This window comes from Actinoalloteichus sp. AHMU CJ021 (assembly GCF_002895405.1).
GTDB classification, from domain to species: Bacteria; Actinomycetota; Actinomycetes; order Mycobacteriales; family Pseudonocardiaceae; genus Actinoalloteichus_B; species Actinoalloteichus_B caeruleus.
This window is the reverse complement of sequence record NZ_CP025990.1, coordinates 6,057,532-6,072,871: the sequence shown is the minus strand read 5'-3', so window position 1 is coordinate 6,072,871 and position 15,340 is coordinate 6,057,532. Positions and strand designations below refer to the sequence as shown.

Here is a 15,340-nt window from a genome sequence, read left to right as displayed (position 1 = left end):
ACGTGATCGGAGACCCCGCGCACGGTTCCGGTGGCCCGCGACGCCGACCGGACGGCGCGCCCGCCGCCCACCCGGAGGCGAACGGTGTCCGACACGGCGGACGACGACGTCTGACGGGTGCCACCCCACCCGAGCCGTCAGCGCACCAACGCCGTCGCGACCCGACGGGCACCGGCGCCAGCGTCCGCGGCACCCGAACCCACCCCTGTTCTTGGCGGGGGTGTTCCGGCGATGCTCGACGACGCGGACCCCGCCCCCGACCGGACGGGTTCGCGCGACCCGGTGGACCAGCCGTCCCCCACCCCCGCACCACGAAGGAGCCGACCAGGTGTTCACGACGAGACCGACGCTGCAGGGCACGCACGGCATGGTGTCCTCGACCCACTGGCTCGCCTCGGCCTCCGCGATGGCCGTGCTCGAGGACGGCGGGAACGCCTTCGACGCCGCCGTGGCGGCGGGTTTCGTGCTCCACGTCGTCGAACCACACCTCAACGGCCCCGCGGGTGAGGTGCCGATCATCCTCGCGCCCGCCGGAGGGCGCCCTCAGGTCCTCGCCGGTCAGGGCCCCGCTCCCCAGGGCGCGACCATCGAGCACTACACGTCCCTCGGGCTGGACCTGGTGCCGGGAACGGGCCCCCTGGCGGCCGCCGTGCCCGCCGCCTTCGACGCCTGGATGGTGCTGCTGCGGGACCACGGCACCCGAAGCCTCGCCGACGTCCTGAAGTACGCGATCGGCTACGCCGAGCACGGCCACCCCGCGGTCGACCGGGTGGGCGCCACCGTCGAGACGGTCCGCGAGCTCTTCGAGACCGAGTGGACGACGTCCGCGGAGGTCTACCTGCGGGGCGGACGGTCGCCCCGCCCCGGGGAACTGCTGCGCAACCCCGCCCTCGCGTCGACCTGGCGGCGTCTGGTGGCCGAATCGGAGGCGGCGGGCACCGGGCGGGAAACCCAGATCGAGGCGGCGCGCCGCGTGTGGCGGGAGGGCTTCATCGCCGAGGCGCTGGCCGAACAGGCCGCCACCCCCACCATGGACAGCTCCGGAGAACGGCACGGCGGGACGCTGACCGGCTCCGACCTCGCCGCCTTCGAGGTCGGCTACGAGGACCCCGTCGCCCACGAGTGGAACGGGTGGACCGTGTGCAAGGCCGGTCCCTGGAGCCAGGGCCCCGCCTTCCTCCAGCAGCTGGCACTGCTGCCCGAGGACCTCACCTATGACGGTCCCGACTACCACCACGTGCTCGTCGAGGGCACCAAACTCGCGATGGCCGACCGCGAGGCCTGGTACGGGGATGCCGCGGAGGTGCCCCTGGCCGAGCTCCTCTCGCCCGGGTACAACGCCGAACGCCGCGCCCTCGTCGGGGACACCGCCTCGTTCGAGCTGCGGCCCGGCAGCCCGGGCGGCCGACGCCCGGTCCTCGGCGAACACGTGCGCAAGGTCGCCGCCGGGGTGCCCGACGTCGCCGCCGGCGACGCCGGAGCGGGCGTGGGGGAACCCACCGTCGCCGACACCGGCGTCACCAGGGGCGACACCTGCCACCTCGACGTCGTCGACCGGTGGGGCAACATGGTCGCCGCGACGCCGAGCGGCGGCTGGCTCCAGTCCAACCCGGTCGTCCCCAGCCTCGGGTTCCCACTCGGGACCCGGCTCCAGATGGCGTGGCTCGAACCCGGGCTGCCCAACTCCCTGACCCCCGGGCGGCGCCCCCGTACCACCCTCACCCCCTCCCTCGCGCTGCGGGACGACGTGCCGGTCATGGCCTTCGGCACGCCGGGTGGCGACCAGCAGGACCAGTGGAGCCTGCACTTCTTCCTCGCCGTCGCGCTGCGGCGGCCGGTGCGGGGCGGGCTGGACCTGCAGGGCGCCATCGACGCCCCGAACTGGCACACCGACAGCTTCCCCAGCTCCTTCTACCCCCGGGGGATGCGGCCCGGCAGCGTCACCGTCGAGTCCCGCCTCGGTGAGGCGGCCATCGCCGAGCTCCGCCGACGGGGCCACGACGTCACCGTCGGCGGCCCCTGGTCCGAGGGCCGGCTGTGCGCCGTGGCCCGGGACCCGGAGACCGGCGTGCTGCTCGCCGGTGGCAACCCCCGGGGGATGCAGGGCTACGCGGTGGGGCGCTGACCGCCGGAGAACAGGCAGACAGGACGTTCGGCCCGTGGCCCCCGGCGCCCCGGTGGTACGGGCCGAACGACGGAACGGAAAGTGAGGTGAGGGGCGCGTGCCCTGGTCAAGCCCGAACGGGCGTCCCGGCCGATGGCGGACCCTGGGGGTCGTCACCACGGCCGGACTCGTGCTCGGCGGCTGCGCTCCGCTGGTCGAGCCGCAGACGGTCGTCAACGAGGAGCGCAGCGGAGTCGACCTGCCCGTCCGGAAGGGCGGGGAGATCTCGGTGGCGCTCGACGCCGACCCCGACGCACTCGACCCCACGTTGTCCAGCACCCTCGTCGGTCGCCAGGTCTACACGAGCGTTTGCGAGAAGCTCTACGACGTCGGGGAGAACCTGGAGATCGTCCCGCAACTGGCGGCCGACCTGCCCGAGATCTCCGACGACGGGCTCGACGTCACCATCCCGCTGCGGCGCGACCTGCTGTTCAACGACGGCACCGCACTCGACGCCCACGCGGTGAAGCGGAGCCTGGACCGGCACCGGGAGATGCCCGCGTCCCGCCGGGCCACCGAGCTGGAGAGCGTCCGCTCCGTCGAGGTCGTCGACGCCGACACCGTCCGGCTGCGGCTCCACCGGCCCTACGCGCCCCTCACCTCGATGCTCGCCGACCGCGCCGGCATGATCCTGTCCCCGACCGCCCTCGACGAACTCGGCGAGGACTTCGGGCAGGCCCCCGTCTGCGTCGGACCCTTCCACTTCGTCGAACGGGTGGCGCAGGACCGGATCGTCGTGGAGCGCAGCGAGCACTACTACGACGCCGACCTGGTCAACCTCGACCGGATCGTCTACCGGCCCATCCCGGACCCGACCATCAGGTTGGCGAACCTGCGGTCCGGCCAGCTCGACGCGATGTGGAAGGTCTCCCCGGACGACCTGCCCGCGGTGTCCAACGAGGACGGCCTCACACTGCTCAACCAGCCCTCCATCCAGTACATGGGCATGAGCGTGAACGTGATGAACACCGACGGCAACACCGCCGAACCCGGCCAGGTCGAGGGCCCGCTCGCCGAGGACCCCAGGGTGAGGCAGGCGCTGGCGCTGTCGTTGGACCGCGACACCATCAACGAGGTCGTGTTCAGCGGGCTCCACCAACCCGCCTGCGGACCCATCCCGCCCTCCAGCGAGTTCGCCACGGAGGAGACGCAGGCCTGCCCGGAGCACGACCCGGACCGGGCCAGGGAACTGCTCGCCGAGGCGGGGGTCCAGACCCCCGTCCCCGTCGAACTGATGATCAGCAACGAACCGCTCACCCTGCGGCTCGGGCAGGTCATCCAGGCGATGGCCGCCGAGGCCGGGTTCCAGGTCCGGCTCCGCCCCACCGAGTTCGCCGCCAGCATCGCCGAAGCCCAGTCCGGGAACTTCCAGACCTACATCTCCGGCTGGTCCGGTCGACCCGACCCCGACGGCAACATCGGGTCGTTCCACGTGCGCAGCGGCGCGAACAACTACAGCGGCCACTTCACGCCGGAGACCGACGAGCTGATCCGCGAGGCCGCCGAGGAGACCGATCCGGAGCGGCGTCGGGACCTGTACTCCGAACTCGTGCCTCGGCTGCGCGACTTCAACAACATCATCTACCTGTACCGGGAACGGCTCTACGCCGCGCACAGCACCGACCTCGCCGGTGTCCGCGTGTACCCGGACGGGTTGATGCGTTTCCGGGAGGCCGGTTTCGTCGCCGAGGGCGGTGAGGGGTGACATGGGACGCTACCTGCTGAACCGGCTGCTCCAGTCCCTGGTGACGCTGTTCCTGGTCTCCGTGGTGATCTTCGCCGGAGTCCGGGCGATGCCGGGTGACCCGGCCCTGCTCCTGGCCGGTGACGACCCCTCCCCGGAGACCGTGGCCGCCATCAACGAGCAGTACGGTTTCGACCGGGCCTGGCCGCTGCAGTACCTCACCTGGATCGGTCAGATGCTGCGGTGGGACTTCGGTGAGTCGATCCGGACCGGCATGCCGGTGTCGGAGACCATCCTCACCCGGCTGCCGGCGACCCTCGAACTGGCCGCGCTGAGCCTGCTCGTCGCCGCGCTCGTGGGGGTGCTCGCCGGAGTGGCCGCCGCCGTGCGGCAGGGCCGGCCCACCGACTGGCTCGCCAACGGGGTCGCGCTGCTGGGGCTCTCGGTGCCCAACTTCTGGTTGGGTCTGATGGGAATCCTCGTCTTCGCCGTGGCACTCGGGTGGCTGCCGGCCTCCGGGTACGTGCCGTTCTTCGAGTCCCCGGCCGGCAACCTCGCCAGCATGGTGATGCCCGCGATCGTCCTCGGCACCGGGCTCGCGGCGATCATCCTCCGGCAGACCAGGTCGTCGATGATCGAGGCGTTGAGTTCGGACTACGTCCGCACCGCGCGGGCCAAGGGCATGACCCCGCGCCGCGTGGTGGCCCACGCGCTGCGGAACAGCCTGATCACCGTGCTCACGATCCTCGGCCTGCAACTCGGCGCGCTGATCTCGGGAACAGTGGTGACCGAGCAGATCTTCGTGTTGCCCGGCTTCGGGCGGCTCATGGTCGAGTCCGTCTTCACCCGGGACTTCCCGGTGATCCAGGCGACCGTGATGGTCACCGCCGTCGGATACATCCTGGTGAACCTCGTCGTCGACCTGCTGTATTCGGTGGTCGACCCGCGGATCCGGGTGCAGGGAGGCGCACGATGACGACCGACGTCCACGCCGGGACCCCGACCTCCGGCGCCGGAGCCGGCAGGAGCCAGCGTCGCCGTGCGCTGCGCAGGCTGCGCCGGAACCCCGCCGGCATGGTCGGCCTGGTCCTGGTGGTCCTGCTGGTGCTCGCCGCGGCCCTCGCTCCGCTGCTCGCACCGGCCGACCCGGCCGCGGTCGACTTCGACCGCCTCCGGGAGCAGCCGTCGGCGGCGGCCTGGTTGGGCACCGACGAGTTCGGCCGGGACCAGCTGTCCCGCGTCCTGTTCGGACTGCGGTCCTCCCTGTTCGTCGGGGTCCTCGCGGTCCTGCTCGCCGTCGTCGTGGCGGTTCCGCTCGGACTGGCCGCCGGCTACTACCGCCGCTTCGTCGATCCCGTGGTCTCCCGGCTGACCGACACGATGTTGGCCTTCCCGTTCCTGGTGCTGGCGGTCGGCCTGGCCGCGATCCTGGGACCCTCGCTGCTGAACGCGGCGATCGCGATCGGGGTGTCGCAGGTTCCCAACATCATCCGGGTGATGCGGGGGGAGACGTTGCGGCTGGCCAACGAGAACTACATCGACGCCGCCGTCGCGGGCGGCGCCCACGACGGCGTGATCCTGTTCCGGCACATCCTGCCCAACTCGGTCAACGCCCTGCTCATCCAGGTGACGGTGGGCATCCCGGCGGCGATCCTCGGCGAGGCCGTGCTGTCGTTCCTGGGCCTGGGTGTCCAGCCGCCGACACCGTCGCTGGGCGTGATGCTCTCCAGCGCCCAGCCGTTCTTCGCGCAGGCACCCTGGCTCGCCCTGTTCCCCGGCCTGGTGATCGTCGCGGCCACGCTGGCGTTCAACCTGCTCGGCGACGGGTTGCGCGACGCACTGGATCCGAAGGGACACCGCCGATGAGCACGACAGCCAGTGGAACCGCCCACGAGGAGGCGGCCGAGGTGGAGCCGGTGCTGCGGCTGACCGACCTCTCCGTCGGTTTCCGCACCGAGGACGGGCCCGTGCGGGCCACCACGGGTGTCGGTTTCGACGTCCGCCCCGGTGAGGTCCTCGCCGTCGTGGGGGAGTCGGGTTCCGGCAAGAGCGTCAGCGCGATGTCGCTGCTGGGGCTGCTCCCGCCGAGCGCCACCGTCACGGGTTCGGCGACCCTCGCCGGCGAGGAGCTGGTCGGGATGCCCGAGCGGCGGTTGCGGGCGCTCCGGGGCAACGAGATCGCCATGATCTTCCAGGAGCCGATGACCTCGTTGAACCCGGTGTTCACCGTGGGGTGGCAGTTGGGGGAGGTGCTGCGCGAGCACCGTGGGCTGTCGCGGGCGGCGGCCCGGGAACGGTCCAGGGAACTCCTGGAACTCGTCGGCATCCCCGAGGCGGCCCGTCGCCTCGACTCCTACCCCCACCAGATGTCCGGCGGGCAGCGGCAGCGGGTCATGATCGCGATGGCGGTGGCGTGCGACCCGAGGGTGCTGGTCGCCGACGAACCCACCACCGCCCTGGACGTCACCGTGCAGGCCGAGATCCTGGACCTGCTGCGTGACCTGTGCCGGCGGCTGGGTACCGCGATCGTCCTGATCACCCACGACATGGGCGTCGTCGCCGACATCGCCGACCGGGTGGTGGTGATGCGGGACGGGCAGGTCGTCGAACGGGGTGACGTCCGTCAGGTCCTCACCGCACCACGGCACGAGTACACCGCCACCCTCCTCGCCGCCGTCCCCCACCTCGGGCGACCGAGGTCGGACGGCCCGGGGGCGGCGGGCGCGGACACCGCCACCGGTGCGGAGCGGCCCTCCCCGGCCGCACCGGAGCCGGCGAGCGGTGGGACGGAGCCCTCACCCCAGGTGGTCGAGCCCGGGGTGGCCGAGCCCGGCACGGGCGAGCCCGAGGTGGCCCACGAGGACGCGGCTACCCCGCCGACCCGGCGCGGAGCTCCGGTGGTGACCACGCCCCGCGCCGGCGGGCGGGCCGCCACCGCCGACGTGGTGGACGTCCCGCCGGCACTGGAACTGCGGGACCTGGTCGTCGAGTACCACCAGGTGCGGGCGGTGCGCGAGGTGTCGGTGACCGTGGGCGCCGGCGAGGTGGTCGGGCTCGTCGGGGAGTCGGGGTCGGGCAAGTCCACGGTCGGGCGGTGCGCCGCCGGCCTGCAGCGGCCGACCTCGGGCACCGTGCGGGTCGCCGGGCACGACATCACCGCCCTGTCGGCGCGGCGGCTGCGTCCGCTGCGCCGCGACTTCAGCATCGTGTTCCAGGATCCCGCCTCGTCGCTGAACCCTCGGATGACGATCGGCGAGTCCATCGCGGAACCCCTGCGGATGCACCGGGTGAGCCGGGGGGCCGGGCTGCGGGACCGGGTGGCCGAGCTGTTGGAGAGCGTGTCCCTGCGCGCCGACATGCACGTCCGGTACCCGCACGAACTGTCCGGCGGGCAGCGGCAGCGGGTCAGCATCGCGCGGGCGCTGGCACTGGAGCCCAAGCTGCTGATCGCCGACGAGCCCACCAGTGCGCTGGACGTGTCGGTGCAGGCCAACGTGCTGCGGCTCTTCGTCGACCTGCAACGGCGATTGGGCTTCGCCTGCCTGTTCATCAGCCACGACCTGGCGGTCGTGGAGATGCTGACCAGTCACGTCGCCGTGATGCGGCGCGGCGAGATCGTCGAGTCCGGGCCGACCGGAGCGGTGCTGGCCGAGCCGAGCCACGAGTACACCAGGGCACTGCTCGCCGCCGCCCCGGTGCCGGACCCGGACGAGCAGCGCCGTCGGCGGGAGGCCCGCGCCTGACGCTGCGACGCGCACCGGCGGGGCGGCCACCAGACGGGCCCGCCCCGCCGGGCCGAGCGCCTTGCCGGGTAGGTCGAGGCGGCACCTCGTGCGGCGGGTGATGTCGCTGGGGCCTGTGGGGCGTGGCGGTTCGCTGGGTCCCCCGGAACCGGCCCAGGCCGACACGCACCCACAAGGGGGGTAACCCTGGGTCAGCGGGGGTCGGTCGGGGCGAGGCGCGACCCCGCGCCGTCGTCCGTCGCGGATGCGCCTCCCGCCCTGCCCGCCGGCTGCTCCCCGGCGTTCGGCCCCACCCGCGAGGTGCGCGCCGCCCGCCCGCTGATACCCGAGGGAACTCCTCGACCAGCGGTGGCGGTCCGCCGCGGTCACGGGTGCGGTCATCGCGAGCCCCGGCTATACAGAGGCGTGAACAGGTGACAGGCAGCGCACCCGACCCGCGAGGGGGAGCCATGCCCTACGGATCGTTGGCGGGCACCGGAACCGGGGTGACGCTCGGTGGCGTCGTCCTCGGCCAGCTCTGGCTGGTACTGCTGGCCCTCGCCCTGGTCCTGACCGGGGCACTGGTCATCCGGTTCGCGTTCCGCCCAGGCAAGACACCCTCCGACCCGTGACGGGGAGGGACGATGCGGCCGCCGACGGCGACGTTCGTGGGGTTGCGGGCCCGGACGCTGCTGGCGGCCGCCCCACTGGTCTTCTTCGTGGTCTGGACGACGACGCACCTGGTGTCGGTGACGAACGCCTTCTCCGCGTCCACCAACCAGCTGACATTCGCCTGGCTGATCTCGTTCCTCCTGCTCTGGTGGGTTCCGCTGGCCTGGTTCGAACGTCCGTTCCGGGCCACCGCCGACCAGCAGCACGAGTTGGACCAGTTGACGGTCACCGTCCAGATCCCCGTCTACAACGCGGACGAGGCGGCGCTGCGCGCCTGCCTCCGATCGGTGTTGGACCAGAGCCGGCCCGTCGACCGGATCCGGGTCGTGGACGACGGGTCGATGGACCCGGCCACCGGGCGTGGCCAGACCTACCGCAGGGTCCGGCGGAGCTTCCTCGCCGAGGCGGCCGCCCGGGGAGTCGAGGCCAGCTGGGACCGGACCGAGAACCGGGGGAAGCGGTGGGCGCAGATGCACGTCCTCGCCCACGACGACGCGGACATCTTCGTCACCCTGGACAGTGATTCCGTGCTGGACGCGCACGCCGTCCGGGAGGGCCTCAAACCCTTCGCCGATCCCGGGGTGAAGTCCGTCGCCGGCCTGGTCGCCGTCCTCAACACCAGGGCAAACGTGTTGACCAGGATGATCTGCCTGCTGTACCTGCCGTTCACCCGGGGCCTGCGCAGCGCGCAGTCCGTTCTCCGCCGGGTCACCATCAACTCCGGCACCCTGGCCTTCTACCGGGCCGACGTGATCCGCCGCCACGCCGGCGTCTACGAGAACGAGACGTTCCGAGGCCGGCCGATGCAGATGAACGACGACTCCATGTTGACGATGTACGCCCTGCTGGAGGGCGACACCGTCCACCAGCCCTCCGCCATCGTCTTCACCCTGGCGCCGGAACGGTTGCGGCACTACATCAGGCAGCAGATGCGCTGGATGCGGGGGACCACGGTGCGGCACTTCTGGTGGCTGCGGTACATGCCCGTGATGGGTGTCGTGTTCGTGACCACCGTCGCCGAGTACCTGCACATCGCGCTGTCCGTGCTGATCCCCGTGGCCCTCGTCGTCGGAGCGGCCCGGGAGGACCGCCTCGGTGAGGTCCTGCTCATCACCCTCGTGATCGCCTTGGTCATGCACTACCTGATGGCGCTGCGGCTGTTCACGCTTCGCCGGTCGGACGACACCTGGCGGTTCACCGTCGGGTTGTTCGTGCTCTCGCCCCTCGTCGCCGTCTGGCGGGTCGTGGTGCTCCGGCCGATGTACCTGTACGCGCTCGCCACCTGTTGGCGGATCAGCTCGTGGGGGACCCGGGACTCGGTGGAGGTCAGGGCCTCGGGCGGGTGAGCCGCGCGGTGCGCGCCGGCCGGGGGCCGGTGGGGTGACGACCCGGAACAGCGTCGCGACGCCCGCTCGCCACTCGACCGGCACGGTGGGTGCTCGACGGGGGAGCGCGGCCGGCGCGCCCGTCCTGGGAGGACCGCGCCCCAGCCGCCGGGGCGGACGCGATGACGCCGAAGGCACGACGCGGAACCGCCTGGTGGGGGACCGGGGCGGTGACCCGCGGTGAGGGGCCGCCCGTCGGGTTCGGCTGATCGGAATACACGCCTTGACGGCACGGGGACCAGTGTTCTTCTGTGAATGGTATAGACCTCTGTTCCGTTTCGGCGGCGTGGTGGGCGCGGCCAGCACGACGGGCCGCCACCCCCTTCCGCCGCCGTCCCCTGTCGTGGCGCAGACCGATGAGGAGGAACCACGGTGACACAACGGACAACGCGGAACCCTCGATGGAGACGGGCACGTGGCGTGGCGGCCAGCGTCGTTCTGATGGGAGGCATGATGGTGGGTGCCGCCGGGGGAGTGGCGGCCGAGCCCGACGGGCCCGGCGCCCGCGAGGGGTTACCGAGCCTGGTGCCCCTGCCCGTCTCGGTCGAGGAACGGAGCGGCGCCGAGTTCGTGCTGGACGCCGACACCGGCGTCCGGACCGAGGCCGGATCGGCCGAGGCGCGGCGGGTCGGCGAGCACCTGGCCGAGATCCTGCGCCGCTCCACCGGCTACCCCGTGCCGGTCTCCGACGCCTCCCCCACCGACACCTCCGGCATCCAGCTCCTGCTCGCGGATGCCGACCCGGTGGTCGGTGAGCAGGGCTACCAGCTCGACACCAGCCCGGACGGGGTCACCATCCGCGCCGAACACGCGGCCGGCCTGTTCTCCGGGGTGCAGACCCTGCGCCAGCTCCTGCCGCCCGAGGTGGAGAGCGCGACCGTCACCGACGCGGACTGGACCGTGCCCGGCGTCAGCATCACCGACTACCCGAGGTTCGGCCACCGCAGCGTGATGCTCGACGTCGCCCGGCACTTCCACCCGGTCGAACACGTCAAGCACTACATCGACCAGGCAGCCCGCTACAAGGTCAACCACCTGCACCTGCACCTGACCGACGACCAGGGCTGGCGGATCCAGATCGACAGCTGGCCGAGGCTGACCACCTACGGCGGCAGCACCCAGGTCGGCGGCGGCCCCGGCGGGTACTTCACCAAGGACGACTACCGCGAGATCGTCGAGTACGCCGCCGAACGGCACATCACCGTCGTGCCGGAGATCGACATGCCGGGGCACACCAACGCGGCGCTCGCCTCCTACGCCGAACTGAACTGCGACGGCATCGCCCCACCGCTGCGCACCGACATCGAGGTCGGCTACAGCTCGCTGTGCGTCGACCTGCCGCTGACCTACGAGTTCGTCGCCGACGTGATCCGGGAGCTCGCCGAACTGACCCCCGGCCCCTACATCCACATCGGCGGGGACGAGGCCGACGCCACCACCGACGAGGACTACGCGCTGTTCATGTCCCGCGTGATCCCCATCGTGGAGGAGAACGGCAAGCAGGTGATGGGGTGGCACGAGATCGCCAACACCGACATCCCCACCGACGCGGTTCCCCAGTTCTGGAGCACCAGCACCAGCCACGAGGGAGTGCGGGCCGCGGCCGAGCGGGGCGCCAAGGTGTTGATGTCCCCGGCGAACAAGACCTACCTCGACCACAAGTACGACGCGACCACCCAACTCGGGCTCCAGTGGGCCGGGTTCGTGGAGGTCCGCGACACCTACGAGTGGGATCCGGGAACCCACGTCGAGGGAGTGAGCGAGTCCTCCATCCTGGGCGTCGAGTCACCGCTGTTCACCGAGACCATCGTGACCACCGACGACATGGAGTACATGGCCTTCCCCCGGCTGCCCTCGGTCGCCGAGGTCGGCTGGACCCAGGCCGAGGCGCGCGACTGGGACGACTTCCGGTTGCGCCTGGCCGGGCAGGCGGCGCACTGGGAGGTCCTGGACCTGAACTTCTACCGTTCCCCGCAGATCCCGTGGCCTGACGCCGAGCACCCGCCGGGCACGTGCTCGGCGCCGGCCTGGTCCGCCACCGAGATCTACCTCGCCGGGGACGTCGTCTCGCACGCGGGTCGTGAGTGGACCGCCAAGTGGTGGACGCGTGGCGAACAGCCCGGGACGACCGGTGAATGGGGTGTGTGGCGGGACGAGGGCTCCTGCTGAGACGGTTCACCAGGGTGACCACGGGGAGGGCGGCGTCCGGGAGGGCGTCGCCCTCCTTCCCCGAGGAGCGGCCGGACCGCCGCCGCCGCGCCCACCACAAGGGACAGCGGTCCCGGGCGCCCCGCTAGTCTCTCGCTGGTGAAGGCACCCGATCCCGCGACGACCTTCGACCGAATCGCCGCGACCTACGACGAGGACGGCCACCACCAGCACGTGGCCGAACTGCTCCTCACCGACCTCCCCGGAACCGCCGCGCCCCCGCCCGACCTGGTGCTGGACGTCGCGACGGGCACGGGCGCGGCGGCGTTCACCGCCCTGCGCCTGCTGCGCCCGCCCCGTCTCCTCGCCGTCGACATCTCCCCGCGCATGGTGGGACGGGCCCGGGAACGGGCGACCACCCTCGACCCCGCCGGCAGGATCGACTGGCGGGTGGCGCCCGCCGTGCCCGCTCCCGTCGGGGACGGCACCGTCGACCTGGTCGTCTGCGCCTCGTCCTACCAGTTCCTGGGGGCGGCGGCGTTCCGGGACTGGCTGCGGGTCCTGCGGCCGGGCGGGTGCCTGGCGGTCACCCTGCCCGCGGCGGCGTCCTTCACCCCGTCACCCGATTTCGCCAGGCTGGTGCCGCCCGACCTGGTGTTGCCCTCCGACGAGGGGCAGGCGGCCGAGATCCTGGCGCGGGGCGGCTTCGACCAGGTGCGCGTGCGCGGGCGGGACTTCGGGGGTGACCGACCTCGGGCGGTCTTCCTCGCCCACGCCGTCGCACCGGCGGCGCGGCGATGAGGACCGGGGCCGCGCTGGGACGACGATCAGTGGGGAGGCCCCGGTCGCGGTCGGACGACGCGCCGGCTGACCACTGACCAGGGCCCCACGCGGGGTGGGGCGGGCGCCCGGCCCCAGCATCCGAGCGAGTGGCGGGGCGCCACCGCGCCAGGCCTCCCACCCTGGCGCGGCGTCGCCGTCCGGCCTCCGAGGGCCGCCGCCACTCCGTCCGCCCCACCCGGGCATCAACGGCGCGGTGCGCCGCGCCTTCCGGGTGCCGGCTGGACACGTCGGCCCCACGGGACCCTGGTCCTGGCGTAGGAGACCGCCAGCACGGCGACCAGCACGAGGGCGCCCCCGTCGGTGACCACGGTCGGGACCAGCCCCAGCGGTCCGTACAGTTGGAAGGCGGCTTCCAACGACTCGACCGGCACGAGTACGACGCCGGCGGCCTGCCCCAGGTTCACCACCACCACCACGAACCAGAACAGCCACGTCCGGTCCAGCCAGTGGGCCAGCACTCCCACGGCGTTGCCGAGGACGAACAGCGTTCCCACCAGTTGGAGGCCGGACAGGAAACCCCCGGCGTCCGCCGAGGCCCGTTCGGGGGTCGCCCCGGCCAGCACCATCGTCCGCACCATCAGGTCCACGTCGAGCACGACGAAGTTGTGCAGTCCGGTGCCGATGGTGAAGACCAGGCAGGCCCACGCCGTGACGGCTCGCAGCCGGGGGTCGCGCACCGCGCCGGACCCCCGTGGCCGCGTCTCCGCCGGTTCCCGTGTCATCCCGTTCCCCCTCCGGTGGTCGTGGTGGCGGAGTCGAGTCTCGTCGTCGGCGTTCCACCGGACGTCCACCGGCGGGACGGTTCAAGGGACCTCCCCGGGGAGGTTGGCGCGGTCCGGCGTCGTCACCCGTACTCCCCTCGGAGTAGGGGCGGGCACCTCGTCCGAGGGACGCGCCGCGGATCACCTCGGCCCTATGCTCGGCCGGTGATCCGGAGCGGGTGGACGACTGACGTGGTGCTGGCCGTCGCCCTGACCTGCGCGGTCGCGGTGGGCACCGAGATCCTGTGGCGGACCGGTCCGCAGGGCGAACGGCCGGATCTGATCGCGTTCGTCCTCCTGGCGGTGCCCGCCCTGTCCCTCGCCTGGCGTCGTCGGGCGCCGGTCCTCGTGACCGCCGTGACCTGCCTCTGCGCCGCCGGCTACTTCTGGGGCGGCTACCCGCCCCTGTTCGCCGCCGCTCCGGTGCTCGTGGCGGTCCACACGGCGGTGGGGCTCGGTCACCGCGAGGTCGGGTGGGCGGCGGCGTCCGCCCTCGCGGGCTCCGTGTTCGTCGTGGAGGTCGTCGTCGCCGACCAGGTAGCCACCGGATCCCTGTGGATGACCGGCTACCTGCTCGCCGCGATCACCAGCGGGGAGCTTGTCCGCCACCACCGCGCCCACCTCGCGGAGGTCGAGCTGCGGCGGGCGGAGGCCGAACGCACCCGGGAGGAGACCGCCGTCCGGCGGGCCGACGAGGAGAGGTTGTGGATCGCGGCGGAACTCCACGACACGCTCACCCACAGCATCTCGGTCATCGGTGTCCAGGCGGGGATGGCGAGCCACCTGCTCGACAAGGAGCCCGAGCGGACCCGGGACGCGTTGCGCGCCGTCAGGGAGGCGAGCCGGGAGGCGATGCGAGAACTGCGCGCGACCCTGGGGGTGCTCCGGCACACCGAGCCAGGCCAGGACACCCCCGGACTGCGGCGCCTGCCGGCGCTGGTCGCCCGGGCCCGGACGGCCGGCCTCGCCGTCACCACCAGGGTGACCGGTAGTCCCGTTCCCCTCGACGGCGAGGTGGACCGCGCCGCCTACCGCATCGTGCAGGAGGCGCTGACCAACGTCCTCCGGCACGCGGGCCCGGCCGACGTGGAGGTCACCCTGGACTGGCGGCCGCCCCTGCTGCGCCTGTCCGTCGTGGACGATGGCAGCGGTGGGGATGGAGGGCGGGACGGCACGGGGGTGGCGGGGATGCGGGAACGGGCCGAGGGCGTCGGTGGCCGCTTCACCTCCTGTCACCGCCCCGAAGGCGGTTACCAGGTGGCGGTGACCCTGCCGGTGGCTCCGTGATCAGGGTGTTGGTCGCCGATGACCAACCGCTGATCCGGGGCGCCTTCCAGGTCCTGCTCGACCGGGAACCGGACATCGAGGTGGTGGCCCAGGCGGGCAACGGGTTGGAAGCCGTCGAACTGACCAGGCGGCACCGCCCGTCCGTGGTCCTGCTCGATGTCCGGATGCCCCTGCTGGACGGGATCAGCGCGGCACGGCGGATCATCGCGGATCCGGAGCTCGCCCCGGTCAGCGTCGTGATCCTCACCAACTACGCGTTGGACGAGTACCTCTTCTCCGCGCTCCGCGCCGGTGTCAGCGGATTCCTGGTGAAGGACTCCGAACCGGCCGAGTTGATCCACGCGGTGCGGGTGGCCGACCGGGGCGACGCGGTGCTCGCGCCATCGGTCACCCGGCGCCTGGTCGAGGAGTTCGCCGCCCGGCCGCCCACCCCGGCCCCACCACCCGAACTCGACGGGTTGACGGTGCGGGAACGACAGGTCCTGGCACTCGTGGGCGCTGGCCTGTCCAACGCGGAGATCGCCCGGGAGTTGACGATCAGCCACCTCACCGCGAAGACCCACGTCAGTCGGATCATGACGAAGGTCGGGGTGAGGGACCGGGCCCGCCTGGTGGTGCTGGCCTACGAGTCGGGCCTGGTGGTGCCGGGCCGTCGGATCTCCGGCTGACCCCCG

General features: G+C 72.5%; 12 protein-coding genes. 11 read left to right on the top strand and 1 reads right to left on the bottom strand.

Features of this window, described 5'->3' with window-relative positions:
* Positions 1 to 328: 328 nt before the first annotated feature.
* The 9 genes from C1701_RS25425 (at position 329) to C1701_RS25390 (ending at position 12,576) form a co-directional block, all read left to right on the top strand.
* A complete protein-coding gene (locus tag C1701_RS25425) occupies positions 329 to 2,125 on the top strand; it encodes a gamma-glutamyltransferase family protein (RefSeq protein ID WP_103056772.1) in 1,797 nt (598 codons plus the stop codon).
* 97 nt (positions 2,126 to 2,222) lie between these two features.
* Positions 2,223 to 3,869, top strand: a complete 1,647-nt coding sequence (locus C1701_RS25420) for an ABC transporter substrate-binding protein (protein ID WP_026420328.1) — start codon at positions 2,223 to 2,225, stop codon at positions 3,867 to 3,869.
* Position 3,870: 1 nt separating this feature from the next.
* Positions 3,871 to 4,824, top strand: a complete 954-nt coding sequence (locus C1701_RS25415; protein ID WP_026420329.1) for an ABC transporter permease — start codon at positions 3,871 to 3,873, stop codon at positions 4,822 to 4,824.
* Entirely contained in the window at positions 4,821 to 5,714 is an 894-nt protein-coding gene (locus C1701_RS25410) for an ABC transporter permease (RefSeq protein ID WP_026420330.1), read from the top strand. Before C1701_RS25415 ends, C1701_RS25410 begins: the two co-directional genes overlap by 4 nt.
* Entirely contained in the window at positions 5,711 to 7,591 is a 1,881-nt protein-coding gene (locus C1701_RS25405; protein ID WP_103056771.1) for an ABC transporter ATP-binding protein, read from the top strand. Before C1701_RS25410 ends, C1701_RS25405 begins: the two co-directional genes overlap by 4 nt.
* Positions 7,592 to 8,004: 413 nt before the next feature.
* Positions 8,005 to 8,202 (top strand): hypothetical protein, encoded by a 198-nt coding sequence (locus tag C1701_RS27890; RefSeq protein WP_156038844.1) that lies wholly within the window; start codon positions 8,005 to 8,007, stop codon positions 8,200 to 8,202.
* A gap of 12 nt (positions 8,203 to 8,214) precedes the next feature.
* Positions 8,215 to 9,588 (top strand): glycosyltransferase family 2 protein, encoded by a 1,374-nt coding sequence (locus tag C1701_RS25400; RefSeq protein ID WP_337661959.1) that lies wholly within the window; start codon positions 8,215 to 8,217, stop codon positions 9,586 to 9,588.
* 480 nt (positions 9,589 to 10,068) lie between these two features.
* On the top strand, positions 10,069 to 11,796 hold the full coding sequence (locus C1701_RS25395; protein WP_417853704.1) for a family 20 glycosylhydrolase: 1,728 nt from the start codon (positions 10,069 to 10,071) through the stop codon (positions 11,794 to 11,796).
* A gap of 138 nt (positions 11,797 to 11,934) precedes the next feature.
* Entirely contained in the window at positions 11,935 to 12,576 is a 642-nt protein-coding gene (locus tag C1701_RS25390; protein WP_103056770.1) for a class I SAM-dependent methyltransferase, read from the top strand.
* Between the two features lie 224 nt (positions 12,577 to 12,800).
* Here the strand turns inward: C1701_RS25390 and C1701_RS25385 are convergent, their stop codons facing one another.
* Entirely contained in the window at positions 12,801 to 13,340 is a 540-nt protein-coding gene (locus C1701_RS25385) for a hypothetical protein (RefSeq protein ID WP_337661958.1), read from the bottom strand.
* Between the two features lie 204 nt (positions 13,341 to 13,544).
* On the opposite strand from C1701_RS25385, the gene C1701_RS25380 reads away from it, so the two are divergent.
* Complete coding sequence (locus tag C1701_RS25380; RefSeq protein ID WP_337661957.1) at positions 13,545 to 14,666, top strand: sensor histidine kinase; 1,122 nt, start codon at positions 13,545 to 13,547, stop codon at positions 14,664 to 14,666.
* Positions 14,663 to 15,334 (top strand): response regulator, encoded by a 672-nt coding sequence (locus C1701_RS25375; RefSeq protein ID WP_016700877.1) that lies wholly within the window; start codon positions 14,663 to 14,665, stop codon positions 15,332 to 15,334. The genes C1701_RS25380 and C1701_RS25375 overlap by 4 nt, the downstream gene beginning before the upstream one ends.
* The last annotated feature ends 6 nt before the right edge of the window (positions 15,335 to 15,340 follow it).

Excerpts from the sequence above, each read along its gene's own strand:
- C1701_RS25415 (WP_026420329.1), top strand. The coding sequence starts at position 3,871 with ATGGGACGCTACCTGCTGAACCGGCTGCTCCAGTCCCTGGTGACGCTG.
- C1701_RS25410 (WP_026420330.1), top strand. The coding sequence starts at position 4,821 with ATGACGACCGACGTCCACGCCGGGACCCCGACCTCCGGCGCCGGAGCC.
- C1701_RS25405 (WP_103056771.1), top strand. The coding sequence starts at position 5,711 with ATGAGCACGACAGCCAGTGGAACCGCCCACGAGGAGGCGGCCGAGGTG.
- C1701_RS25400 (WP_337661959.1), top strand. The coding sequence starts at position 8,215 with ATGCGGCCGCCGACGGCGACGTTCGTGGGGTTGCGGGCCCGGACGCTG.
- C1701_RS25395 (WP_417853704.1), top strand. The coding sequence starts at position 10,069 with ATGGGAGGCATGATGGTGGGTGCCGCCGGGGGAGTGGCGGCCGAGCCC.
- C1701_RS25385 (WP_337661958.1), bottom strand. The coding sequence starts at position 13,340 with ATGACACGGGAACCGGCGGAGACGCGGCCACGGGGGTCCGGCGCGGTG.